The organism is Alistipes sp. An66, assembly GCF_002161445.1.
Classification (GTDB): Bacteria; Bacteroidota; Bacteroidia; order Bacteroidales; family Rikenellaceae; genus Alistipes; species Alistipes cottocaccae.
In genome coordinates this window covers 71,615-92,233 of record NZ_NFHT01000006.1, presented here as the reverse complement: position 1 = coordinate 92,233, position 20,619 = coordinate 71,615, and the positions used below count along the sequence as shown (strand labels likewise).

General features: G+C 60.0%; 18 protein-coding genes and 1 other RNA gene. 4 read left to right on the top strand and 15 right to left on the bottom strand.

The features are described 5' to 3' along the window. Positions 1-13 precede the first annotated feature (13 nt). From B5G16_RS05990 to mltG, 8 genes are all read right to left on the bottom strand, one after another. Positions 14-1,045: an endonuclease/exonuclease/phosphatase family protein gene (locus B5G16_RS05990; protein WP_087262229.1), complete on the bottom strand. Its 1,032-nt coding sequence runs from the start codon at positions 1,043-1,045 to the stop codon at positions 14-16. 41 nt (positions 1,046-1,086) lie between these two features. Continuing rightward, complete coding sequence (locus B5G16_RS05985) at positions 1,087-2,331, bottom strand: DNA/RNA non-specific endonuclease (RefSeq protein ID WP_087262226.1); 1,245 nt, start codon at positions 2,329-2,331, stop codon at positions 1,087-1,089. A 126-nt stretch (positions 2,332-2,457) separates the two neighbouring features. Beyond that, on the bottom strand, positions 2,458-4,983 hold the full coding sequence (locus B5G16_RS05980) for a DUF5689 domain-containing protein (protein WP_143260839.1): 2,526 nt from the start codon (positions 4,981-4,983) through the stop codon (positions 2,458-2,460). A 163-nt stretch (positions 4,984-5,146) separates the two neighbouring features. Beyond that, positions 5,147-5,611: a DUF4293 domain-containing protein gene (locus tag B5G16_RS05975; RefSeq protein ID WP_087262222.1), complete on the bottom strand. Its 465-nt coding sequence runs from the start codon at positions 5,609-5,611 to the stop codon at positions 5,147-5,149. 3 nt (positions 5,612-5,614) lie between these two features. After that, a complete protein-coding gene (locus B5G16_RS05970) occupies positions 5,615-6,571 on the bottom strand; it encodes a glycosyltransferase family 2 protein (RefSeq protein WP_087262220.1) in 957 nt (318 codons plus the stop codon). Between the two features lie 3 nt (positions 6,572-6,574). Continuing rightward, the gene (locus B5G16_RS05965; protein ID WP_162612029.1) at positions 6,575-7,108 is read right to left on the bottom strand and encodes a DUF4199 domain-containing protein; all 534 of its coding nucleotides are present in this window, start codon (positions 7,106-7,108) and stop codon (positions 6,575-6,577) included. Positions 7,109-7,235: 127 nt separating this feature from the next. Next, positions 7,236-7,838: an L-threonylcarbamoyladenylate synthase gene (locus tag B5G16_RS05960; RefSeq protein ID WP_087262216.1), complete on the bottom strand. Its 603-nt coding sequence runs from the start codon at positions 7,836-7,838 to the stop codon at positions 7,236-7,238. 40 nt (positions 7,839-7,878) lie between these two features. Then, a complete protein-coding gene (gene mltG / locus B5G16_RS05955; RefSeq protein WP_087262214.1) occupies positions 7,879-8,892 on the bottom strand; it encodes an endolytic transglycosylase MltG in 1,014 nt (337 codons plus the stop codon). Positions 8,893-8,942: 50 nt separating this feature from the next. On the opposite strand from mltG, the gene ffs reads away from it, so the two are divergent. Further along, positions 8,943-9,041: signal recognition particle sRNA small type (ffs, locus tag B5G16_RS05950), an RNA gene on the top strand. Here ffs and B5G16_RS05945 read toward each other — a convergent pair. From B5G16_RS05945 to B5G16_RS05915, 7 genes are all read right to left on the bottom strand, one after another. Next, positions 9,033-10,229: a nucleotidyltransferase domain-containing protein gene (locus tag B5G16_RS05945; RefSeq protein WP_087262213.1), complete on the bottom strand. Its 1,197-nt coding sequence runs from the start codon at positions 10,227-10,229 to the stop codon at positions 9,033-9,035. The two genes, ffs and B5G16_RS05945, sit on opposite strands and share 9 nt — an antisense overlap. Positions 10,230-10,463: 234 nt before the next feature. Then, positions 10,464-12,695, bottom strand: a complete 2,232-nt coding sequence (locus B5G16_RS05940) for a glycoside hydrolase family 3 C-terminal domain-containing protein (RefSeq protein WP_087262211.1) — start codon at positions 12,693-12,695, stop codon at positions 10,464-10,466. A 319-nt stretch (positions 12,696-13,014) separates the two neighbouring features. Then, entirely contained in the window at positions 13,015-13,431 is a 417-nt protein-coding gene (gene secG, locus B5G16_RS05935; RefSeq protein ID WP_087262209.1) for a preprotein translocase subunit SecG, read from the bottom strand. Between the two features lie 11 nt (positions 13,432-13,442). Then, positions 13,443-13,955, bottom strand: a complete 513-nt coding sequence (locus B5G16_RS05930; RefSeq protein ID WP_239405992.1) for a hypothetical protein — start codon at positions 13,953-13,955, stop codon at positions 13,443-13,445. Between the two features lie 4 nt (positions 13,956-13,959). After that, a complete protein-coding gene (locus B5G16_RS05925; protein WP_087262335.1) occupies positions 13,960-14,472 on the bottom strand; it encodes an LptE family protein in 513 nt (170 codons plus the stop codon). Positions 14,473-14,509: 37 nt separating this feature from the next. Further along, entirely contained in the window at positions 14,510-15,802 is a 1,293-nt protein-coding gene (locus B5G16_RS05920) for a sigma-54 interaction domain-containing protein (RefSeq protein ID WP_087262207.1), read from the bottom strand. A gap of 4 nt (positions 15,803-15,806) precedes the next feature. After that, positions 15,807-16,604: a hypothetical protein gene (locus B5G16_RS05915; protein ID WP_239405990.1), complete on the bottom strand. Its 798-nt coding sequence runs from the start codon at positions 16,602-16,604 to the stop codon at positions 15,807-15,809. Positions 16,605-16,793: 189 nt separating this feature from the next. Between B5G16_RS05915 and B5G16_RS05910 the strand changes: the two genes are divergently transcribed. The 3 genes from B5G16_RS05910 (at position 16,794) to yihA (ending at position 20,605) form a co-directional block, all read left to right on the top strand. Continuing rightward, positions 16,794-18,188: an arginine decarboxylase gene (locus B5G16_RS05910; protein ID WP_087262205.1), complete on the top strand. Its 1,395-nt coding sequence runs from the start codon at positions 16,794-16,796 to the stop codon at positions 18,186-18,188. Between the two features lie 211 nt (positions 18,189-18,399). Further along, positions 18,400-19,854, top strand: a complete 1,455-nt coding sequence (locus B5G16_RS05905) for an acyloxyacyl hydrolase (protein ID WP_087262203.1) — start codon at positions 18,400-18,402, stop codon at positions 19,852-19,854. A gap of 157 nt (positions 19,855-20,011) precedes the next feature. Next, positions 20,012-20,605, top strand: a complete 594-nt coding sequence (gene yihA, locus B5G16_RS05900; RefSeq protein WP_087262201.1) for a ribosome biogenesis GTP-binding protein YihA/YsxC — start codon at positions 20,012-20,014, stop codon at positions 20,603-20,605. Positions 20,606-20,619: the final 14 nt, after the last annotated feature.

Genomic DNA, 20,619 nt, shown 5'->3' with positions numbered 1-20,619 from the left:
TATTGTTAGCATGTTATTTGGCAATGTAGATATAGACCGGGAAGTGGTCGCTGAAACCGCCCTGGAAATCGTTCCCCACGAACGTCCGCAACGGATAGCCCTTGTACTGGCCCTCCTTCTGGATCATGTACGGACGGCGGAAGATCCCGCCGTAGAACTTCGAGCTCCCGACCGGCTGGATTTTCAACGACCCGGTGGAGCCCGTCGCCAGGTTCTCCGAAACGACGATGTTGTCGAACAGGTTCCACTCGTCGCGGTAGGCCAGCGTGCCGTAGCCCGCCTTCAACAGCGCAATGAACGGGTTGAACATGTCGCCCGGCTGCACCTTGATCTTGCCCTTGGCGCGCAGACCCTCGACGATGCTCTTGTCCGTGGCATCGTCGTTCAGGTCGCCCATCACCACCGCTTTCGTCGCGGGATTCACCGCCATGACCGAATCGATGATGTGCTTGACCTGCCGTGCGGCCTCCTCACGCTTCGGAGACGAAGCCTCCTTGCCGCCCAGACGCGACGGCCAGTGGTTCACCACGAAGAAAAACGGCTCGCCATCGATCGTGCCCCACATCGTTACGAAATCACGCGTCTTGAAGTCCGGCATCCCCGGCATCACGAACGGATAGGCCTTGCTGCCCTCCAACTTGAAGACGTCCGGACGGTAGAAAAAGGCAACATCCACACCGCGGGCGTCCGGCGAGTCGTAATGCACGATCCGGTAGTTGCCGTGCGCGAGTTTCGGCTGTGCGATCACATCCTCCAGCACCGAGCGGTTCTCGATCTCCGAGACGCCGATCACCACCGGAAAATCCCGATCCTCGGCCGCAAGATCGAACAACACCCGTTCGAGATTCGCCAGCTTCTTCCCGTACTTGACCGAGTTCCACTGCTTGGGACCATCGGGCGTGAACTCCTCGTCCTTCACTCCGGGATCGTTGATCGTGTCGAAGAGGTTCTCGAAGTTGTAGAAGACCACTTTATAGGGCTTCTGTGCAAAGCACGCCACCGCGATCAACACGGTAATAAGTCCTGTCAAAAGGTTTTTCTTCATAAAGGTTTACAGTTATTAAGTGTATGTTCTGCTTCTTTCATTCAACTGCCGAGCAATCCGGGCCATTGCGACATGTCGGGCTCGCGGCTCTTCACCTCGGCGGCAACCGCCGGATCGAGGTTCCCGAAGAAGGTGAAGCCCGTCAGCTGCTCGACCTCCTCCACCGTGCAGGCCGCATCGCGGAGCTTCATCGCGCCCCCCGCCGCGTCGTTCGTGAAGATGAACCCGATGGCCTGCAACTCGTCGGCCGAGAACTCCCAGATCGGACGGTTCAGGTTCTGGTCGCGCTTCTGCTTCAACAGCACCTTCCAGCACTTCGAGGGTTTTCCCACCCGGTTGCCGTTCCGGTCGGTGATCGTCCAGCCCGAAAGGTAGGCGCCCGTCACCACGAACAGCGTGTCGTAACGCATCTTGTTCACCGTCGTGGGCGCCCACGTGCGGATCTTGCTTTCGAGCGATACCCAACTGCCGCCATTGAAACTGCCGTTCTGCGGCATGATGTTCGTGGCATAGAACGTCATCGCGTTGGTCGCATCCGTGTTGTAACGGTCGGCCGACGGACACTGGTGACCGCGGGCATCGCCCGAGCCGTAGGTGTTCACGATATTGGCCTGCTCACTGCGTTCGATGAGCGGCAGCTGGTCGTTGGGATCGTAGGCCCAGGCATCGGAACGCCCCGAATTGGGCGTCGTATAGCACCCGTGCAACGGATAGGCCACCCACAGCGCCACACGCTGCGAGGCATCGTAACAAATCGAAAAATTACGCCGGTAACCGCCCGTGAGGTATTTGTTCGTGGAGCGCAGCGTCGTATAGTAGGTTTTGTAGATATAATCGGCCCCCTGCCGGTAGGCGGGCTGTTCGGCCCAGGCCCGCTGGAACTCCGGATGGGACGAGGCAGGCATCTGCCACATCCGCAGGAGGATGGAATAACCGTTGGAATAGGTGACGGTGATCTCCGCCGAACGGAACGAATCGGAGGTATTCTCCCCGACAACGAGGGGGAGCTGCTCCCCGACGGAACCGTTTGCAACGGAGGTTTGGGATTGGAACGCACACCATTTCTCCGCGCCGTCGGCCAGGGAGATCGTCGCCACGAAGGTGGTCCCCGCAGGGCCTTGCGTCGACAAGGTGTTCGTTGTGGCGGAACAATTCACGGTCGTTGCGGCCAGCGAAGCTGCGGACTCCACCGCATCGTCATCGTCGCTGCATCCCGCGAAAAGGACAAGCAGGGCCGCAAGAATCAAAATCGGCCGGGCTGTCGTCTTGAAAAACTCGAAAAACATCCAAAAAGTATAAATCTCCAATCAGGGGCGTTTTGCAAGCCCGTTTTTAGAAACCAAACTCTTGACGAGGCTCCAAGGCCCCGCCAAGAGTGGTTGGTTTATAAGTCGGTTTCCTCGACTGTCAGATTAGTTTGCCTTGAAGAAGCAAACACCATAGACCAGCGAAGATGCCGGATCACCGTACGAACGCAACATATTCGACTGAGCTCCAGCCGTTCCCAAAATATAAACATTGGAATTAAAGGTGTTGCTGATCTTAATGCCGCCTTTCGCATGAGTGTCAAAAGTCCACTCGGCGCCATCCGACGTATCTGCAAGACCCATACGACGGTTCTTATCATTAAATACCTTGAGATACTTGTCTCCGGACTTGATATAATAGGTATTTGCTGACCCGCCAACTGCTTCAAGCGTGATCAAAGCCGCTTCTCCCGTTGCCGAAGGATCAACCGTCAAGTTCCCTTTAGCAAATTCATATCCAACGGTCACAAGATCAGAATTCGAGGATGCAGGATTGTTTCCAGATACGGTTCCAGCCCATACGTGATACGAGTAAGGTGCAAACGTAACACTGTTTTCTCCCGACTTATATTCTGTGGAATACCCAGACATATAATAAGTACCAGCCGTAAGATCAGCAACATTGTCGATCAAGGTATAGCCTGCGCCCGACGAAACACCCGACTGCTTCAGCGTTACCGTAGCCTGAGCGACAGCGGCTCCGCCTTCCGAAGCAGCCGCATAGATCGTCAGCGTGGCCTCGCGGGCAGCACCTTCATTTGCTGCGGCCGTAACCGTTACCGGGCTGGTCACCACATCGGAGGGAACCGAGAAGCCTTCGCCCTCAACCTTTGCATACACCTTGTTGCTGCCGGGATTGGCTACCGTAAAGGCAATATTCTGCGTACCGCCCTCGGCTGCAAACGTCGACGGAGTGGTCGTAATCGTAACAGCAGGCGTCGAGGTATTCTTCTCGATCGACGTCATCATAATGTTGATGGCCGTCTGATCGAAATTCGTACCGCTGGCAAAGCCTGTTACGTCAACAACATCACCATTCTTGAAATCAGTGAAATCTTTATCGAAAGCATAGGCCAACGTAACCTTCTTGCCATTGTAACCGCTGACAGCGAGCGTATAGCTGTAATATTTGCCCGTCGTGGACGACTCGCCCTCCGTGATGGAGAGGACACCCGAAAGCTTCACATACTGGTACTTCATATTGCTTTCATAAGCCGTAAGCGCAGCAGCATCGAATACGGTAGGCTCGCCCGGGTTGAACGTTTCGTTTCCGTTCTCCGTAATCGTCGGCGATGCGAATTGGAGCAGGCCGACCTTCTCCGGGAACTGCTCGATCTTACCCTTTACGGTTACCTTCTGGCCGATCTCGTAAGTATTGGAGGTCTGCGTGGTCCACGAGGAGTTGTAAACAAGCACATAACCCGATGCGTCGGCAAGCAGGAAGCTGGACGTATTGACAGCTACGATCGAACCCGTGATCTCCCAATATTCGCCGGCTGCAATCTGGCTGATCGTTCCGGTCTTGTACTCCGGACCCGAATAGGTACCATTCAAGCCACTGAAATCCGACGAAGTACGCGGCATGATCTGGCCTTCGCCATTGTATTGGCTGGCAATACCGATGATAGAACCGCTCTTTTCGGGAATCGTCTCATCCTTGAAGGTTGCAGCGGAACCCGTACGGACAACAAACGTAGTCTTTTTATCCGGAAGAATCTCAAAATCCTTATTGCCATCCCACGTCGTTCCTACAACGTCGACATTCGGCTGGCAATTCTCGATCTTCACAAGCATCGACTCATAGTCCAGAAGCTTATCCGCCGTAATCGTTACGGGTTCAAGAGGATCGGTCTGGGAGGTCGAAATCTCTTGCTGATCGTCGATCTTCAATTGAAGAGCCTTGTTATAATAACTGATCTGTGCATCCGTCAAAGCAACCTCAATTACAGTACCGGGAGTCGGATTCAACGTCTTGAATGCCGTTGCATTAAGGGTAAGACCCGATCCAGCAGCCGAATTGGCATCCTGAACAGCAATATAATAAGGAGCCGAGTTTCCGGATGCCATGTTCTGACCCGTCGCATCCGAAACAACGATGCCCTTCAAGGTCATGGCTTGCAACTCATCGGAAACAGCACCCGACGTAGTACTCATGGCTTTGAGCAAAGTGCGGATTTCAGCTACATTGGTCGTGGGAACCGTCGAACCGGTTTTGTTCTGGCGGACCGTGATGGTTGCCCGGGCCGGAATCTGAACGCCCGAAACTCCGGCAATCGTACCGTAGGTGGTCAGCGTTGCCGTTACCGAACGGTCATCATCATCCTGTGCACCCTCCCATTTGGCAATGTTGAAGGTCAGCGACGTCGTGCCGCGACCGCCCGACGTGGCCACGCTGCACCACGATGAAGCCGAAGCATCGCTCAACGCCAAAGTCCAGTCATTCGACGACGTGACCGAGAAGGTCAGGCTGCCGCCCTCGAATTTCACGGCGCCGACAGCATTCTCCTTGCCGTCGACCGTAATCGAAGGCTCGCTGGCTCCGCCGTCCGAATCATCGTTCGAACACCCCGTAAAGGCCGCTGCGGCCAATACCGAGAAGAACAATGTTTTCCAAAAATTTACTCTTTTCATAAAAGTGAGTGTTGGTTAAAAATAAAAACTTATAGCCTTGCTATTCCCTATTATTAAAAAAATATTACATCATGTAAATATTGTGCCCCAAAGTTAAAATTATTTCCCGATTCCGCAAAGATTTGTAACACTCTTTTCATATATTTCCCGCTATTCCGACCAATCAGCGGATCCGGTCCGCCGCACGGACCAGCAACTCGTCCCGGAAAATCGCACGCGCCGCCAACCACGCAAACAGCAGACTCACAACAGGCAACGCGATCGAAACACCGACTCCCTGCGTGTGGAACGGAAGCTCCGAAGCCACCCGGCATCCCAAATAATAGTAGATCCCCTCCATGACCGCACTCCCGACCAGAAATACCAGCTCAACGACGCAAAGCCGGATTTGAAGCATCCGACGACGGTACAGAAAGATCGTCACCAGCGGCAGAACGGCCGACAACGTCAGCAGGATCCCCAGATAGAAGGCCGGGTGGAGCACCTCGCCTTCCGCACTTTTCAGCGCAAAGGCGTAGAGCCCGAACTCGCTGCCGTCGCCCCCGAACCACGCCAGACGCGAAAACAGCGTTACGCTCATCAACACCGTAATAATCAACAGATAAAGGGTTTGGATTCGTTGTATCATCGTTTACAGGGTTTTGTCGATCAGGTATTTGTTCCGGTCCGTCGAGTTGCGGTTGATCAGCTCGCCCAGGAAGCCCGCCAAAAACAACTGCACGCCCAGAATCACCGCCAGAATGGCCAGATAGAACAGCGGTTGGTCCGTCACGCCCCGCAGCGGCAGTCCGTGGTACTGCTTCCACAGCTTCTCGCCGATCAGCCAGCACGTCGTGCCGCCGCCCACAAGGAACATCAGCGTCCCGAGGCTCCCGAAAAAGTACATCGGAGAGCGCCCGAAATGCGTCATGAACATCACCGAAATAAGGTCCAGATACCCCTTGACCGTACGTTCGAGACCGAATTTCGAGTGTCCGTACTTGCGGGCGCGGTGCTCGACGACCTTCTCGCCGATGCGCCGGAATCCGGCCTGCTTGGCCAGAATCGGAATGAAGCGGTGCATCTCGCCGTAGACCTCGATCGACTTCACGACCTTGCGCCGGTAGGCTTTCAGGCCGCAGTTGAAGTCGTGGAGCCGGATGCCCGAAGCCCGGCGTGCCGTCCAGTTGAAGAATTTGCTCGGCCAGCGTTTTCCGATCGGGTCGTAGCGCTTCTTCTTCCACCCCGAAACCAGGTCGTAGCCCTCGTCGAGGATCATCCGACGCAGGGCCGGAATCTCGTCCGGCGAGTCCTGCAAATCGGCATCCATCGTGAAGACCACCTCGCCTTCGGCCGCCGCGAAACCGCAGTACAGGGCCGCGGATTTCCCGTAGTTGCGCCCGAAGCTGATGCCCCGCACGGCCGGATAGCGCTGTTTCAGCTCCTCGACCACGGACCACGATCGGTCCGTCGAGCCGTCGTCCACGAAGAGCAGTTCGTACGAAAGGCCGTTTTCACGTGCCACACGGTCGACCCATGCCGTCAGTTCCGGCAGCGACTCCTCCTCGTTGTAGAGCGGAACAACGACCGATATGTCCAGTTTTTCCATTATTTATTCGTGATCGCCGTTTTCGCGGGGTTCGTCCTGCCCGAAGGGATGCGCTTCGCGGCGCGTATAGGCCGCAATGAAGAGACCGAAGAAGCCACCCTTGATCGCCGAGCCCAGCATCGACGAGAAGATCAGCATCAGCGGCGAACGCAGCATCCGAACCATCAGCGACAGCTGGTCCGCGGTATAGAATCCCGTACTTTCGAGCAGGGCGATCTGCTGGCTCATCTGTGCCTCGTACTTCGCGGCGAAGAGCCAGTTGGCCGCGGCGCTCATGTAGGCCCCCTCGATGAAGCCCGCGCAGAGCATCACGCTGACCATGAAGCCCAGGCAGCGGCCGTAGCCGTATCCGTTGGCGCCGTAGCGCATCACGCGGAGCTTCATGAACCACGTCAGCAGGAACACGAAGACCACCAGCGACAGCAGCGACAACAGCGCGTGCTGCGTATAGAAGTTCAGCGTATCGAACACGATCGCCGCGAGGGCCATGATGACGCCGTAGCGTGCGGCATCGTTCCAGAAGTTCGTCTTTTCCATATCTCGCATTTAGTTTTTCCGTTTCGGGCGCCGACCCGGGGCGGTTACCGCCGACAGCCGGGACGCTGCCGCATTCCAATTCAATCCGCCGGGACGCTGACGTCCCAGGCTCCTCCTCGCCGGTCTCCTACTGCAATTCGGCGCGTCCCTCGCGCACGATCTCCGGTTCGCCGCCCGTGAGGTCCACGACCGTCGTGGGGACGTTGTCGCCCATGCCGCCGTCGATGACCAGCGAAACCTCGCGCCCGTAGCGCTCCTCGATCAACTCCGGATCGGTCGTATATTCGACCACCTCGTCGTCGTCCTTCACCGAGGCCGTGATCATCGGGCACCCCAGCGCCTCGACGACCGCACGCGCCACCGGGTGCGCCGGAATCCGGATACCGATCGTGCGGCGGCGCTCCAAAGCCTTGTCCGGAACCCGCGACGAAGCCGGGAGGAGGAACGTGAACGGCCCCGGAAGGTTGCGTTTCAGGATCCGGAACACCGCATTGTCCACCCGGCAGTACTCGGCAACCTGCGCGATGTCGTGGAAAACCACGGTCAGCGGAGCTTCGCTCCGCCCCCGCAGGCGCCGCAGCCGCTCGACGGCCTTCGCCGAACGCAGCGAACACCCGAACGCATAGACGCTGTCGGTGGGATAAATCACGATCCCATCGCGTTCCAGGGCCTCCACGACCCGCTTCAACTCCCGTTCCGAGGGGTTATCTCCGTAAATCTTCACCAGCATGGGATCGCAAATATAACAAAAATACGGTAAAATTATCCGCTTATTTGATCTTACGACGATTCAGTTCCGCACTGTATGCCCGCGCATTCCGGTTGTGCTCGGCCAGCGTCCGGGCAAAATTGTGGTATCCGTCGAAGGTCGGACGCGCACAGAAGAAGATATAGTCGTGCTCCTCGAAGCCGAGAACCGCCTCGATGGCGTTCTTCCCCGGCATGCAGATCGGCGAGGGAGGAAGGCCCTTGTTGACGTAGGTATTGTAGGGCGACGGGTATTTCAGATGCTTGTAGAGAATGCGCCGCAGCCCGAAATCCTGCATGGCATACTTCACCGTGGGGTCCGCCTGCAAGGGAATGCCGCGACGAAGCCGGTTGACGTAGACCCCCGCGATGCGGGGCATTTCGTCCGTCTGCCGCGTCTCCTCGTAGACGATCGACGCCAGCGTCATCACCCCCAGCCGGCTCAACCCGCTGCGTTGGCGTTTGGCATCCCGCTCCGCGGTCCAGAAGCGGTCGTACTCGCGTTTCATGCGCCGGACGAACTCCTCGGGCGTCACCGTCCAGTAGAATTCATAGGTGTCGGGGATGAACATCGAGAAGAGCGTCACGCTGTCGAAACCCACCTCGGCGGCCAGCGCCGGCGAGGTCAGCGCCGCCGCAAACGACGCCGAGTCGGCATCGAGCTGCATGCCGAGCTTCCGGGCCAGCTGCCCCGGCGTGCGCACGTTCTGGACCGTAACCCGCACGGGGGTCTGCATGCCGAGTTTGAGCATCCGCACGAGCTCGATGACGTTCATACCCGGTTTAATCACATAGTGTCCGGGCTTGAAGCTCCCGGCGAGGTTCAGCCGCCGGGCGTAGGTCCGGAAGGCCGCATGGTGGCGGATGTGGGGCATCAGCGAGTCGGTCAGCGCCTCATAGGGAGCGCGCGAGCTCACGAAAAGCTCATACTCCCGCCCGACGGCGCTGCCCTTGAACTGGAAAAGCAGAAAAACGCCCGCAGCCGCCCCGAGGACGACGCAGCCGAGGAAGATCCGAAGCAAAGTTTTTTTGCGCATTTCGCCAAATTTTTTGCAAAGATAGGAAAATATTCCTACTTTTGCACCCCGGGTGAGTCTTACACGACCAGCTCCCGCAGAATCCCCCAGGCGAGGAATCGAGCAAGGGTATGCGGTCGTAGCGGTGCGATGTGAGTAGCTCACCCTTTTTGATCTACGGACCCGGAACTTTCGTTCCGGGTTTTGTTTTTTTTTGGGGGGGGGTCGGGAGGAGCCGGCCGGGAACCGCGGAAACGGCGGAAACGGCGAAAACGGCGGGAATGGCGGGTCAGCCAGCGCCACGACAAGCGCAGGAACGTCCCCGTCAGCGACTCGGCATAGACCATCCGGTGTTTCCAGCGCTGCGCCCACCAGCGGCGCAGCCGGAACCAGCCGCCCCGCAGCAGACTCTCCGGAGGCGGTTCCGGTGTCCGGAAGTCCAGCACATCGTCCAGCATGCGGCGTTCGAGCGACGCATGCCGCCGGAAGGGCGGCACCCAGGCGGGCTCCATCCCGAGACAATCCACGCACAGGGCCTGCACGCAATCCGCAAAGGGCTGCATCCCGGCTTCGCGGACCGCCGTGCGGAACTCCGCCCAGTCGATCCGCGAGCGGCTTCCGGCCACGAAGAGCGCCCAGTCGGTCAGGTGGCGCACAGTGATGCCGGACAGGACGAAGTGCACCGCCATGTGGCGCATCAGAAACAGGGCGTCGAAAGTCGCCGACGGAAGGCAGACCCGCGCTCCTCCGAGTTCGAGACAACCGCCCGGTTCGGCGGCACGACGGGCGAGCCGCTCCCCGAACCGGCGATTCGAAGCATACCGGGCCGATTCGATGAAGTCGATGTGGTTCTCAATCGGGATGCCGTCGATCCGGAAGGTCGTGTGGTGTCCCGACCCCGCAGCGATCCGAATCCCCCACTCCCGGGCCATCCGTTCGTCGCCCTCGGCGCGATGCCCGAAGAGCCAGATGTCGATGTCGCCGCACGGACGGTGTTCCGGAACCGGATAGAAACGGCTCAATCCGCAGCCTTTGAGCAGCAGCATCGGGATGCCGTGCCGGGCGTAGAAGGCGGCGAGCCGCGCCAGCGTCCGCCGCTGACGCCGCCAGCGGGATTCGACCGTCCCGACCCGGAGCGCCCACCGCAGCCGCAACGGCATCGGCGGTCGCCGGTCCTCGGGCAGGAACGGCAGGGCCTCCCACACCAATGCCGCAACCCCCTGCCGGGCCGCCAACGTGCAGAGCCGCTCCCACATCATCGGGTCGCACGGCCCGAAGCCGGACAATTCGTCGGGACGGCGCCACAGTGCGGCCCTCAACAGGCTGAAAAGACGATCTTCAAGTTCGGAAGGGTTCATATCGGAGAACCGGATCCGGGATTTGCAACGGGTTTCCGGAACCAGACGCAATGGCTGCAAAAACCGCGCCCGGAGCCGCCGTATCAGGCGTCCCGACTCAAAGGCGGAGCCTTGCGGAAGGGCCGTAAACCGGATGTCCGCAACCCCCGAAGGGATTGCGGACATCCGGTTCATGTGCGCAGCGGCGGAAGCACCCCGCGCAGGGTCTGCGGACTTTCCGCAGCGAGTTTGCGGCTATTCCAGCGTGAAGTCCACGCTTCCGCGGATGTCGTCCGACGCGGCGCCGACGTAGGCCGTGAAGAGGCCCGGCTCGGCCGTCCAGGCACCCTTCGTGTCGTCGTAGTAGCTCAACGACGCGGGCGTGATCCCGAACTCAACCGTCTGCGTCTCGCCCGGTTGCAGCGATACTTTCGCAAAGCCTTTCAATTCCTTCACCGGACGCGGTACAAACGATTCGTCATCCCCGATGTAGAGCTGCACCACCTCGGCACCGGGTCGGTCGCCCGTGTTCGTTACGTCCACGCGCAACGTGAGCGAACCGTCGGCATCCAGCCGATCGGTCGAAAGTCGAAGATTCCCGATTTCGAAAGTCGTATAGCTCAAACCGTGACCGAAGGCAAAGAGCGGCTTGATCGCCTTCGTATCATGCCAGCGGTAGCCTACGAATAGGCTCTCGTTGTAGCGTACCGAATCCCCGCCCGGGAACTCGCCCAGCGCATGCGCCGCATTGTCCTCCAGGTGCACCGGGAACGTGAACGGAAGTTTCCCCGAAGGGTTCACCTTGCCGAATACCACATCCGCCAGCGCATTCCCGGCCTCCGAACCCGAGAACCACGCTTCCAGAACCGCCGGAACCCGGTCCACCCACGGCATCGCCACCGCATTGCCCGAAACCAGCACCACCGCAAGCCGCGGGTTCGCAGCCGCCAGCGCCTCGATCACCCGGTCCTGTGCGTAGGGAAGGCCGTACTCCTTCCGGTCACCGCCCTCGCAATCCTGTCCCCAGCTCTTGTTCAGACCCCCGATGAAGAGCACCGCATCGGCCTCCTTCGCCGCCGAAACCGCATCGGCAAGGAGTTGTTCCTCGCTCCGCGTCTCCGAAAGGTCCTGACCCGTCGTCACCCCGTTATAGGAGCCCGTGGGATCGCCCACGTAACCCCGTTCGTAGACCACTTCGCAGCCGGCGGCCGTAGCAGCCGCTCGGAGCCCTTCCAGCGGCGTCACCTCGTGGCGGACCTTCAACGACGAAGAGCCGCCGCCCACGGTCATCATCTTCACGGCATTCTCGCCCACGACCAGCAGCCGTTTCGTCGATCCGGCATCCAGCGGCAGCGTCCCGTTGTCGTTTTTCAGCAGCACCATGCCCTCACCCGCGATCTGACGCGCCGCGGCCAGATGCTCCGGGGAGTTCAGCGACCCGAAGGGCTTCTGCGTATTCATCGCCGTGCGGAAGATCAGACGAAGGACCCGGCGCACCTTGTCGTCCAGCGTATTCACGTCGGCGGCTCCCTTGCGCAAGAGATCCAGATAGGGATGCGCCAGATAGTAGTTGTCGTAGGCGTTCCGAGTCCCGCTCCGGAGTCCGTCCGTCCACGTCCCGAACTCCATGTCCAGGCCGTTCCGGATCGACTCTTCCGTGTCGTGGACTCCGCCCCAGTCCGAGATCACAACCCCGTCGAACCCCCATTCCCCTTTCAGGATGTCGTTCAGCAGGTACTCGTTGTGGCAGCAGTGCTGTCCCTTGTATTTATTATAGGCCCCCATAACCGCCCAGGCGCCGCCCTCCTCCACGGCGGCCTTGAATGCCGGGAGGTAGATCTCATACAGCGCCCGGTCGTCGACCTCCACGTCGACCGACAGACGACGCGTCTCCTGATTGTTCAGCGCAAAGTGTTTCACGCACGCCGCGACGCCCTGCTTCTGAACCTCCTGCACGTAGGGTACGACCATCCGCGAAGCAAGGTACGGGTCTTCGCCCATGTATTCGAAGTTGCGGCCGTTGAGCGGCGTGCGGTAGATGTTCACGCCCGGGCCCAGCAGCACGTCCTTCTCCCGGTAGCGGGCCTCCTCGCCGATCGACTGCCCGTAGAGCGCCGACATCGCGGGGTTCCACGTCGCGGCAAGGCACGTCAGCGCCGGAAAGGCCGTACACGAGTCATTCGTCCAGCCCGCCTGGTCCCATTCGTCCCAAAGAACCTCCGGGCGGATGCCGTGAGGACCGTCCGTGCACCACACCTCCGGGATACCCAGGCGCGGGACGCCCGCCGACGAGAATTTCGACTGTGCGTGCAGCATGGCGACCTTCTCTTCAAGCGTCATACGGGACAGGGCGTCCTCGATACGTTCTTCAAGCGGGAGGGTTGCGTCCTGGTAGGCCGCAAGGGGCACGTCATTCCGGGCTCCGCCCGCGCAGCCGGTCAGAAAAAAGAGCAGCGGCAGCAATTTCAAGGTGGGATTTTTCTTCATTTCAATCGGGTTTGGTTAAAGACTGCACAAAGATAAAAAAGTTTCGGAGAGTAGCAAGACAATTATCGGTTCATTTCCATCAAGGCCGTACAATCGCAGCCATCTTCCGGGGCAAAAAAGGCCGGGAAAGGCCGGGAACCAGCAGACGGACCGGACGGGAACCAGCAGACGGACCGGACGGCGGACCAGCGGACGGACCGGGCGGGAACCAGCAGACGGACCGGGCGGGAACCAGCAGACGGACCGGGCGAAAGATACAAATGCAAAAAAGACCGCGGAAAAATCCACGGCCTTCAAACTCCGATTCGCTCCGACCGGCTTACTCGGCGGCAGGAGTCTCGGCAGGAGCCTCCGTCGCAGCTGCTTCCGCGGCGGGAGCCTCCGTTGCAGGAGCCTCCTCGGCGGCTGCCGGAATCTCGGCCTGCGGCATCGTAGCGGCTTCCGTTTCAAGAACCCGCTCCTGCAAGGCCTTGGCGTCCTTCGAAATCTCCGAGTTGCTCTCGGCAACCTTCGAGCGGTCCATCGCCAGCGTGGCCACCAGACTCAATACGACAATGGCAATGGCCATCGCCCAGGTGAACTTTTCCAGAAAGTTCGTCGTCTCGCGGACTCCCATCACCTGGTTCGAGGCTCCGAAGTTCGCAGCCATGCCGCTCTTGGGGTTCTGCACCAATACCGCGAGAATCACCAGAACACTCGCAACCAGAATCAGCGCAATGCAAATCGTGTATAACATATCCTCAAATTTTAATTATTTTGTTCTGTTTTACGAATCAGCTCGGCAAAGTAAACACTTTTTTCGGGATTTCGCAAACTTAATTTGCGATAAATCGCCAGGGCCCGATCCCGCAGACCCTGCGCCAGATAAATTTCGGCAAGATCCTCGCTGACAACTTCGTCCTCCTCGTCCCATTCGGGCTGCATGCGCACCTCCCCGTCGGGCTCGCCCTCCTCGGCCACGATCCGCAGATCGCTCTCCTGCAAGAAACGGTCGATGATCTCCTCCGACGAGCGCCGCAACAGCGCCCCGGCATCCACGTCCGGCATCCGCAGCGAACTCTCCGAACGCCACGGAGCCAGCATCGCCACCACGGCGTCACGCTCGCCCGTCGCCAGCTCCCGCAGCACCCGCAGCGGCACGAACCACGGAGCCGCGGCCAACGCCGCAGCCACCTCCTCCCGCGGGAGCGTTTCGCCCGCAAGCGGATGCTCCGACGACCCGGCCAACAGGGCCGTCAGCCTGCATTTCGATCCCTCCATGCCGCTACCAGTTGGAGGCCGAAGCCTGGAAAATATCGGTGACAAGCTGGTCGACAATCTCCGGAATGAGCGTCCCCTCGACCTCGGTCAGCAACTGCGTCGACTCGTAGTCGGCATAGGCCGAGAAGGTTTTGTTGAACGACGCCTTCTCGTCCAGCGCGTTCGTAAAGCGCACCTTGACCGTGATCGTCAGGCGGTTCAGCAGCGCGTAGTCGTCGCTCGACACCGAAGCCGTCGTCGAGGTGTAGTTCGTGATCTCCCCCTCGAAGGCAAAGTCACCCCCCTCGTCGACCTGCATCAGCCGCGTGCGGCGCGAGAAGATGTCCACCAGGGCATCCGTCAGCGTCGAGCTCAAAATCGGCGAGACCATCGTGGCGTTGTTCGGGAAGTAGGCCACCGAGAAGGTCTTGGCGTCGGGAGGAATCGAGGCCCCCGACAGCGAATATTTGATCGCCACGCCGCAGCCCGTCAGCAGACAGAACACCAGCGCAACGACGGCAAGTTTCAAACCTTTCATGCGTTTCAACATTCCAGTCTTTCCTGTTTTGCGGACGTCAGACATCCTCGATGCCCAACTCCTTGATTTTACGATACAACGTGCGTTCCGACATGAACAACTCGGCAGCAGCCTCGCGGCGGCGTCCGTTGTTGCGTTTCAGCGCCCGGACGATCTGCTCGCGCTGCACGTCCGCCTTGGTCTTCTCGCGCGGCGGCTCGTCGGTCACCTCCTCGCTCTCGGCATAGACCGGGGACGCGGGTTGTTCATAACCCGGGGTTGCGGGCTGCCCGAACGTCGGGCCCGCCGGCTGTCCGTAGGCCCCCGGGGTCTGCACCGCCGGAACGTAACGTCCCTGCGTCGAGGTCGGCAGCAGCGCCCGGATGTCGCGCGCCGGCTCCGCAGCCGCAACGCCCCCGCCACGCATCAGCTCCGCAAGCATGCGTTTCAGGTCGTTGATGTCCGCCCGCATGTCGAACAGCACCTTGTAGAGCAATTCCCGCTCCGTGGCCATCGTACCGTCGTCCATGCGGGGCGCCCCGGCCGCCGCCATCGCGGTGCCGCCCTCCTGCGGGGGCAGGTATTTCGCCAGCACCTCCGGCGTGATGACCCGCACCTGCTCGATGGCCGAGATCTGCTCGGCGACGTTCTTCAACTGACGGATGTTCCCCCGCCAGTAGTAGTTCTTCAACAACTCGCGCGCCGCGTCGTCGAGCGTCACGGCCGGCATGCGGTACTGCACGGCCACATCGGCCGCAAACTTGCGGAACAGCAGCGGAATATCCTCCGGACGCTCGCGCAGCGCCGGAACCGAAATGGGCACCGTCGCCAGACGGTAATAGAGGTCCTCGCGGAACCGCCCCGCCATGATGGCCTCCGGCAGGTCGACATTCGTCGCCGCCACGACCCGCACGTTGGTCTTCTGGACCTTCGACGAGCCCACGCGGATGAACTCCCCGGTTTGCAGCACCCGCAGCAGGCGGGCCTGCGTCGAGTGCGGCAGCTCGGCCACCTCGTCCAGGAAGATCGTGCCCCCGTCGGCCTCCTCGAAATAGCCCTTGCGGGCCTCCAAAGCCCCCGTGAAGGAGCCCTTCTCGTGACCGAACAACTCGGAGTCGATCGTCCCTTCGGGAATCGCCGCGCAGTTCACGGCGATGTATTTGTTGTGCTTGCGCGAGGAGTAGGCGTGGATGACCTGCGGGAAAAACTCCTTGCCCACGCCGCTCTCGCCCGTGACCAGGACCGTCAGGTCCGTGGGAGCCACGCGCAGGGCCACTTCCAGCGCCCTGTCCAGCAGCGGAGAGGTGCCGATAATGCCGAAGCGTTGTTTTACGGTGGTGATCTCTGTCATTTGTCTATTCTTCGGATTCGCGCTGTTCGGGTTGTACAGCGGAGGCGGAGGTGTCCGACTGCGGGACGGCGGGAAGCTCGATATACTCCGTCTCCGCCTGCTGTTTGCGGGCGTCGTGCCAGAGTCCGAACGCAATGGCCGCCAGCGCCAAAACCGCCGCAATCACGGCAATCCAGACGAAACGGTCCGTACGACGGCGCGGAGCCCGGTCGACATACGTATAAGCATCGGTATTCTTGGGCGGCTTCCCGTAACGCAGCCCCCGCACCGAGGGATCCGGATCCATCTTCGCCGAACGCGACACCCGGGGCTCGGAAAAGGCTGTGCGGACCGCTTCGGCCACCCGCTCGGAATGCACGTGCTGCGTGCGCGAACCCGTCCGTGCGGATTCCGCCGGCGCTCCCGGCGCTGCGGCCCCGTCCGAAACCTCCGAAGCCGAAGAGGACTCCGCCTGCGTCGCCTGCGGCTCGTAAACGAAGGCGATCGTCCCGTTCGGACCGGGTTTCAGCACGCCGAAGCCCGACATGCGGTACTCCGCGCCGCGCTCCACGGCATGGCGCACCTCGAAAACGAAGCGGTCGATCTCGCCCGCAGCCTCCAGGTCGCCTAGACCCCGCGCGCGCAACAGGCCCCGCAACACCCCGTCGTCCCGTTTGAGCAGCTCCGAAAAGAGAACCTCATGGCCCGGCTCCTTGACGATGAACGCCCCGAACTGGGGGATCACAAGCCGCTTGTGCGACTCCAAATATTGCGTTACGACAGCTGTCAGCACGATCGAATGTTTCTTTGATTCCGGCTCCAAAATTACCCTTTTTCAGAGAAAAATCCAAAATCTCCCGCAGTTTTTCAAAATAATCCGGCAAAGTGTTGGTTATACGAAAAATATTCGCCTAATTTGCATCCCGAAATTCCGCAAAATCCGGCCGAGCTACTTTGTCCGGAATTCCGCAATGTAGCCGAGCCGGATTGCCGAAAAACCGATCAACCGGACATGAAAGACAAGTACATCGACCTGATCGAACAGTCGTTCGACTTCCCGCAGGATGAGTTCTCCGTCGAGGACAACGAGCTCAATTTCCATGACATCCCCCTCATGGAACTCATCAAACAGTACGGAACGCCGCTCAAAATCACCTACCTGCCGAAGATATCCCAGCAGATCAACCGCGCCAAGCGAATGTTCAACGTGGCCATGGCGAAGGTCGACTACAAGGGGTCGTACAACTACTGCTACTGCACCAAGTCGAGCCACTTCTCCTTCGTGCTCGAAGAGGCCATGAAGAACGACATCCACCTCGAAACCTCGTCGGCCTACGACATCCACATCATCAACGCCCTCTACGACAGCGGAATCATCGACAAGGACCGTTACATCATCTGCAACGGATTCAAACGACCGCAGTACGTCGAGAACATCGCACAGCTCGTCAACGACGGATTCACCAACACCATCCCCGTGCTCGACAACAAGGAGGAGCTCGACCTCTTCGAGGACGCCTTCACCAAAAAGTGCAAGGTCGGAATCCGCATCGCCTGCGAGGAGGAGCCCAAGTTCGACTTCTATACCTCCCGCCTCGGAATCCGCTACAACGACATCGTCGCCTTCTACAAGGCCAAACTCAAAAACAGCAAGAAGTTCCAGCTCAAAATGCTCCACTTCTTCATCAACACCGGCATCAAGGACACGGCCTACTACTGGAACGAGTTGTCGAAGTGCATGAACGTCTACTGCGAGCTCAAAGCCATCTGCCCCGAACTCGACAGCCTCAACATCGGCGGAGGATTCCCCATCAAGAACTCCCTGAACTTCGAGTACGACTACGAGTACCTCACCGAGGAGATCGTCGCCCAGATCAAGAACATCTGCCAGCGAAACGGCATCGAGGAACCCAACATCTTCACCGAGTTCGGCTCGTTCACCGTCGGCGAAAGCGGCGCCGCACTCTACTCGATCGTCAACCAGAAGCAGCAGAACGACCGCGAGAACTGGTACATGATCGACTCGTCGTTCATCACCACCCTGCCCGACACCTGGGGCATCAACCAGCGCTACATCATGCTGGCGATCAACAACTGGGACAAGGAGTACCAGCGCGTATTCCTCGGCGGACTGACCTGCGACAGCGAGGACTTCTACAACTCCGAGTGCCATACCAACGCCATCTTCCTGCCGAAACTCGAACCAGGGAACACCCAGTACATCGGATTCTTCCACACGGGGGCCTACCAGGAGTCGCTCGGCGGATTCGGCGGCATCCAGCACTGCCTGATTCCCGCGCCGAAGCACATCATCATCGACCGCGACAAGTCCGACAACGAATACTACACGCGGCTCTTCGCCAAGGAGCAGTCCTACCGATCGATGCTCCGCATCCTCGGCTACTGACCCGGGAGGAAGGGCCGCTGCCCCGGTACATCCGGCACATCCGGCACATCCGGCCCCGGCACGCCCGGCTCCGCGAGCCGAGACCACAACACATCTCACGAAATGGCCTTTTCCCGCGCGGAGAAGGCCTTTTTCCACACCTTTTCCCGACACCGAAGGAGGCATTTCCGGAAAAATTCGTATCTTCGGCCGCAAAACGACGCAACACACCATGAAGCAGTGTATCCGGATCCGATTGAGCGGGCTTCTTGCGGGAGCCGTTCTGCTCTGCGCCGCACTCGCCGCCCAAGCGGCAGCGCCGACGCCCGAAGCCGGATCCGAAGCCCCGAACGGATCGCAGAGCGGCTACGAAGCCGGATACCGGGCGGGCTATCGGGACGGATACCGGGATGCCCGGGCGGGCCGGGCGGCCCGAATCCCGCGGGAGGATACCGACCCGAAAACGACGGGGAACGACCCCGCCGGAACAACCGCCGCAACCGGACCCCGACTCCCGGAAACGGAGAAACTCGATACGGACTACACACCGTCGGAGGGCTCCGGACGCCGTTTCCTGCACAGCCTCGGCGCGGAATTCCGACCCGAATACATCTTCCCGACCAACCCCTTCCTCGAAGGCGGAAACCGGAACGGACGGCCGATCGACCTCTCGTTGTCGGGCCATTTCCGCTATGCCTTCCAGTTCCGGCCCGGGTCGCTCCCCGACCGCATCTACGGCGGCGCCCGACAGGGACTCGGCATCGCCTACTACGACTTCCAGCGCCCCGACGAAATCGGAAACCCCGTGGCGGTCTACCTCTTCCAGGGGGCCCGCATCGCACGGATCGCTCCCCGGATCACGTTCGACTACGAATGGAATTTCGGTCTCTCGTTCGGGTGGAACCCCTACGATCCCGACTCGAACCCCGCCAACCAGATGATGGGATCGAAGATCAACGCCTACCTCAACGTCGACTTCCTGCTCCGGTGGCGCATCATGCGCGAGGTGGACCTCACGGCAGGCGTCGTCCTCACGCACTTCTCCAACGGAAACACCAAGTACCCCAACGCCGGGCTCAACTCCCTCGGCGCCCGGGCCGGCCTGACCTGCAACTTCGGACGCACGTCGCCCGAAACCGCTCCGCGGTTCCACGGTCCCGCCTTCCCGCGCCACGTGAGCTACGATCTGGTGCTCTTCGGATCGTGGCGACGCAGGGGCATCGAGGTCGGCGACATGCAATACGCCGCTCCCGACGCCTACACGGTCGTGGGATTCAACTTCGCCCCGATGTACAACTTCGGATACAAGTTCCGCGCGGGAATCTCCGTCGACGGCGTCTACGACGGAAGCGCCAACGTCATCTCCGCCAATACGATCTCCGAAATAGGCTCCACGGCCGAAATCGAAACCGTCGATCCGGGATTCGACCGCCAGATCGCACTCGGACTCTCGGCACGCGCGGAGTTCGTCATGCCCTACTTCCAGATCGGCATCGGGCTCGGCGGCAACATCCTGCACAAGGGCGGCGACCTGAATGCCTTCTACCAGATGCTGACCCTCAAAGTGGCCATGACACGCAGTTCGTTCCTCCACATCGGGTACAGCCTGCGCGACTTCCACCTGCCGAACTTCCTGATGCTCGGCGTCGGATACCGCTTCAACAACAAGTATCCCCGCCACCGCTGACGACAAGCCCCGCGCCCGGACGTCCGGAGTCCCGCCCGGATGCAGCCCGCAAAAAACACCGCGATAACCGGCTCGCGCCCCGGCATACGGGGATCCGGCGGAGCGGAATTTGCTTATCCCTGCAAGAAACGCTATCTTTGCCGAAAACCGCCGACCGATGCAGATCACCAAAGCCGAATTCAAATGCTCCTCGGAGCGCATCTCCCAGGTCCCGAAGGACGACCTGCGGGACATCGCCTTCATCGGGCGCAGCAACGTCGGGAAGTCGTCGCTCATCAACCGGCTCACCGGACGACAGGGGCTTGCCAAAGTCTCCGGAACACCCGGCAAAACGCGGCTGATCAACCATTTCCGGATCAACGACGCATGGTATCTGGTCGACCTCCCGGGATACGGATACGCACGCACGTCGAAGGTGCAGCGGGGTGAATTCTCGAAACTCATCACCGATTACGTCCTCCGCTGCGAGAAACTCCACTTCCTCTTCGTGCTGGTCGACATCCGCCTCGAACCCCAGCGCATCGACCTGCGCTTCATCGAGATGCTCGGCGAAAACGGAGTGCCCTTCGGAATCATCTTCACCAAAGCCGACAAACTCTCCAAAACCCAGCGCGAAAAAAGCGTCGAACGCTTCCGCAAGGCTCTCTCCGAACAGTGGGAGGAGCTGCCGCCGATGCTGGTCAGCTCCTCCGAACAGGGGCTGGGCCGCGAGGAGATTCTGGATTTCATCGAATCCTGTCTGAAAGTTTAATTTTTTGTTGAAAA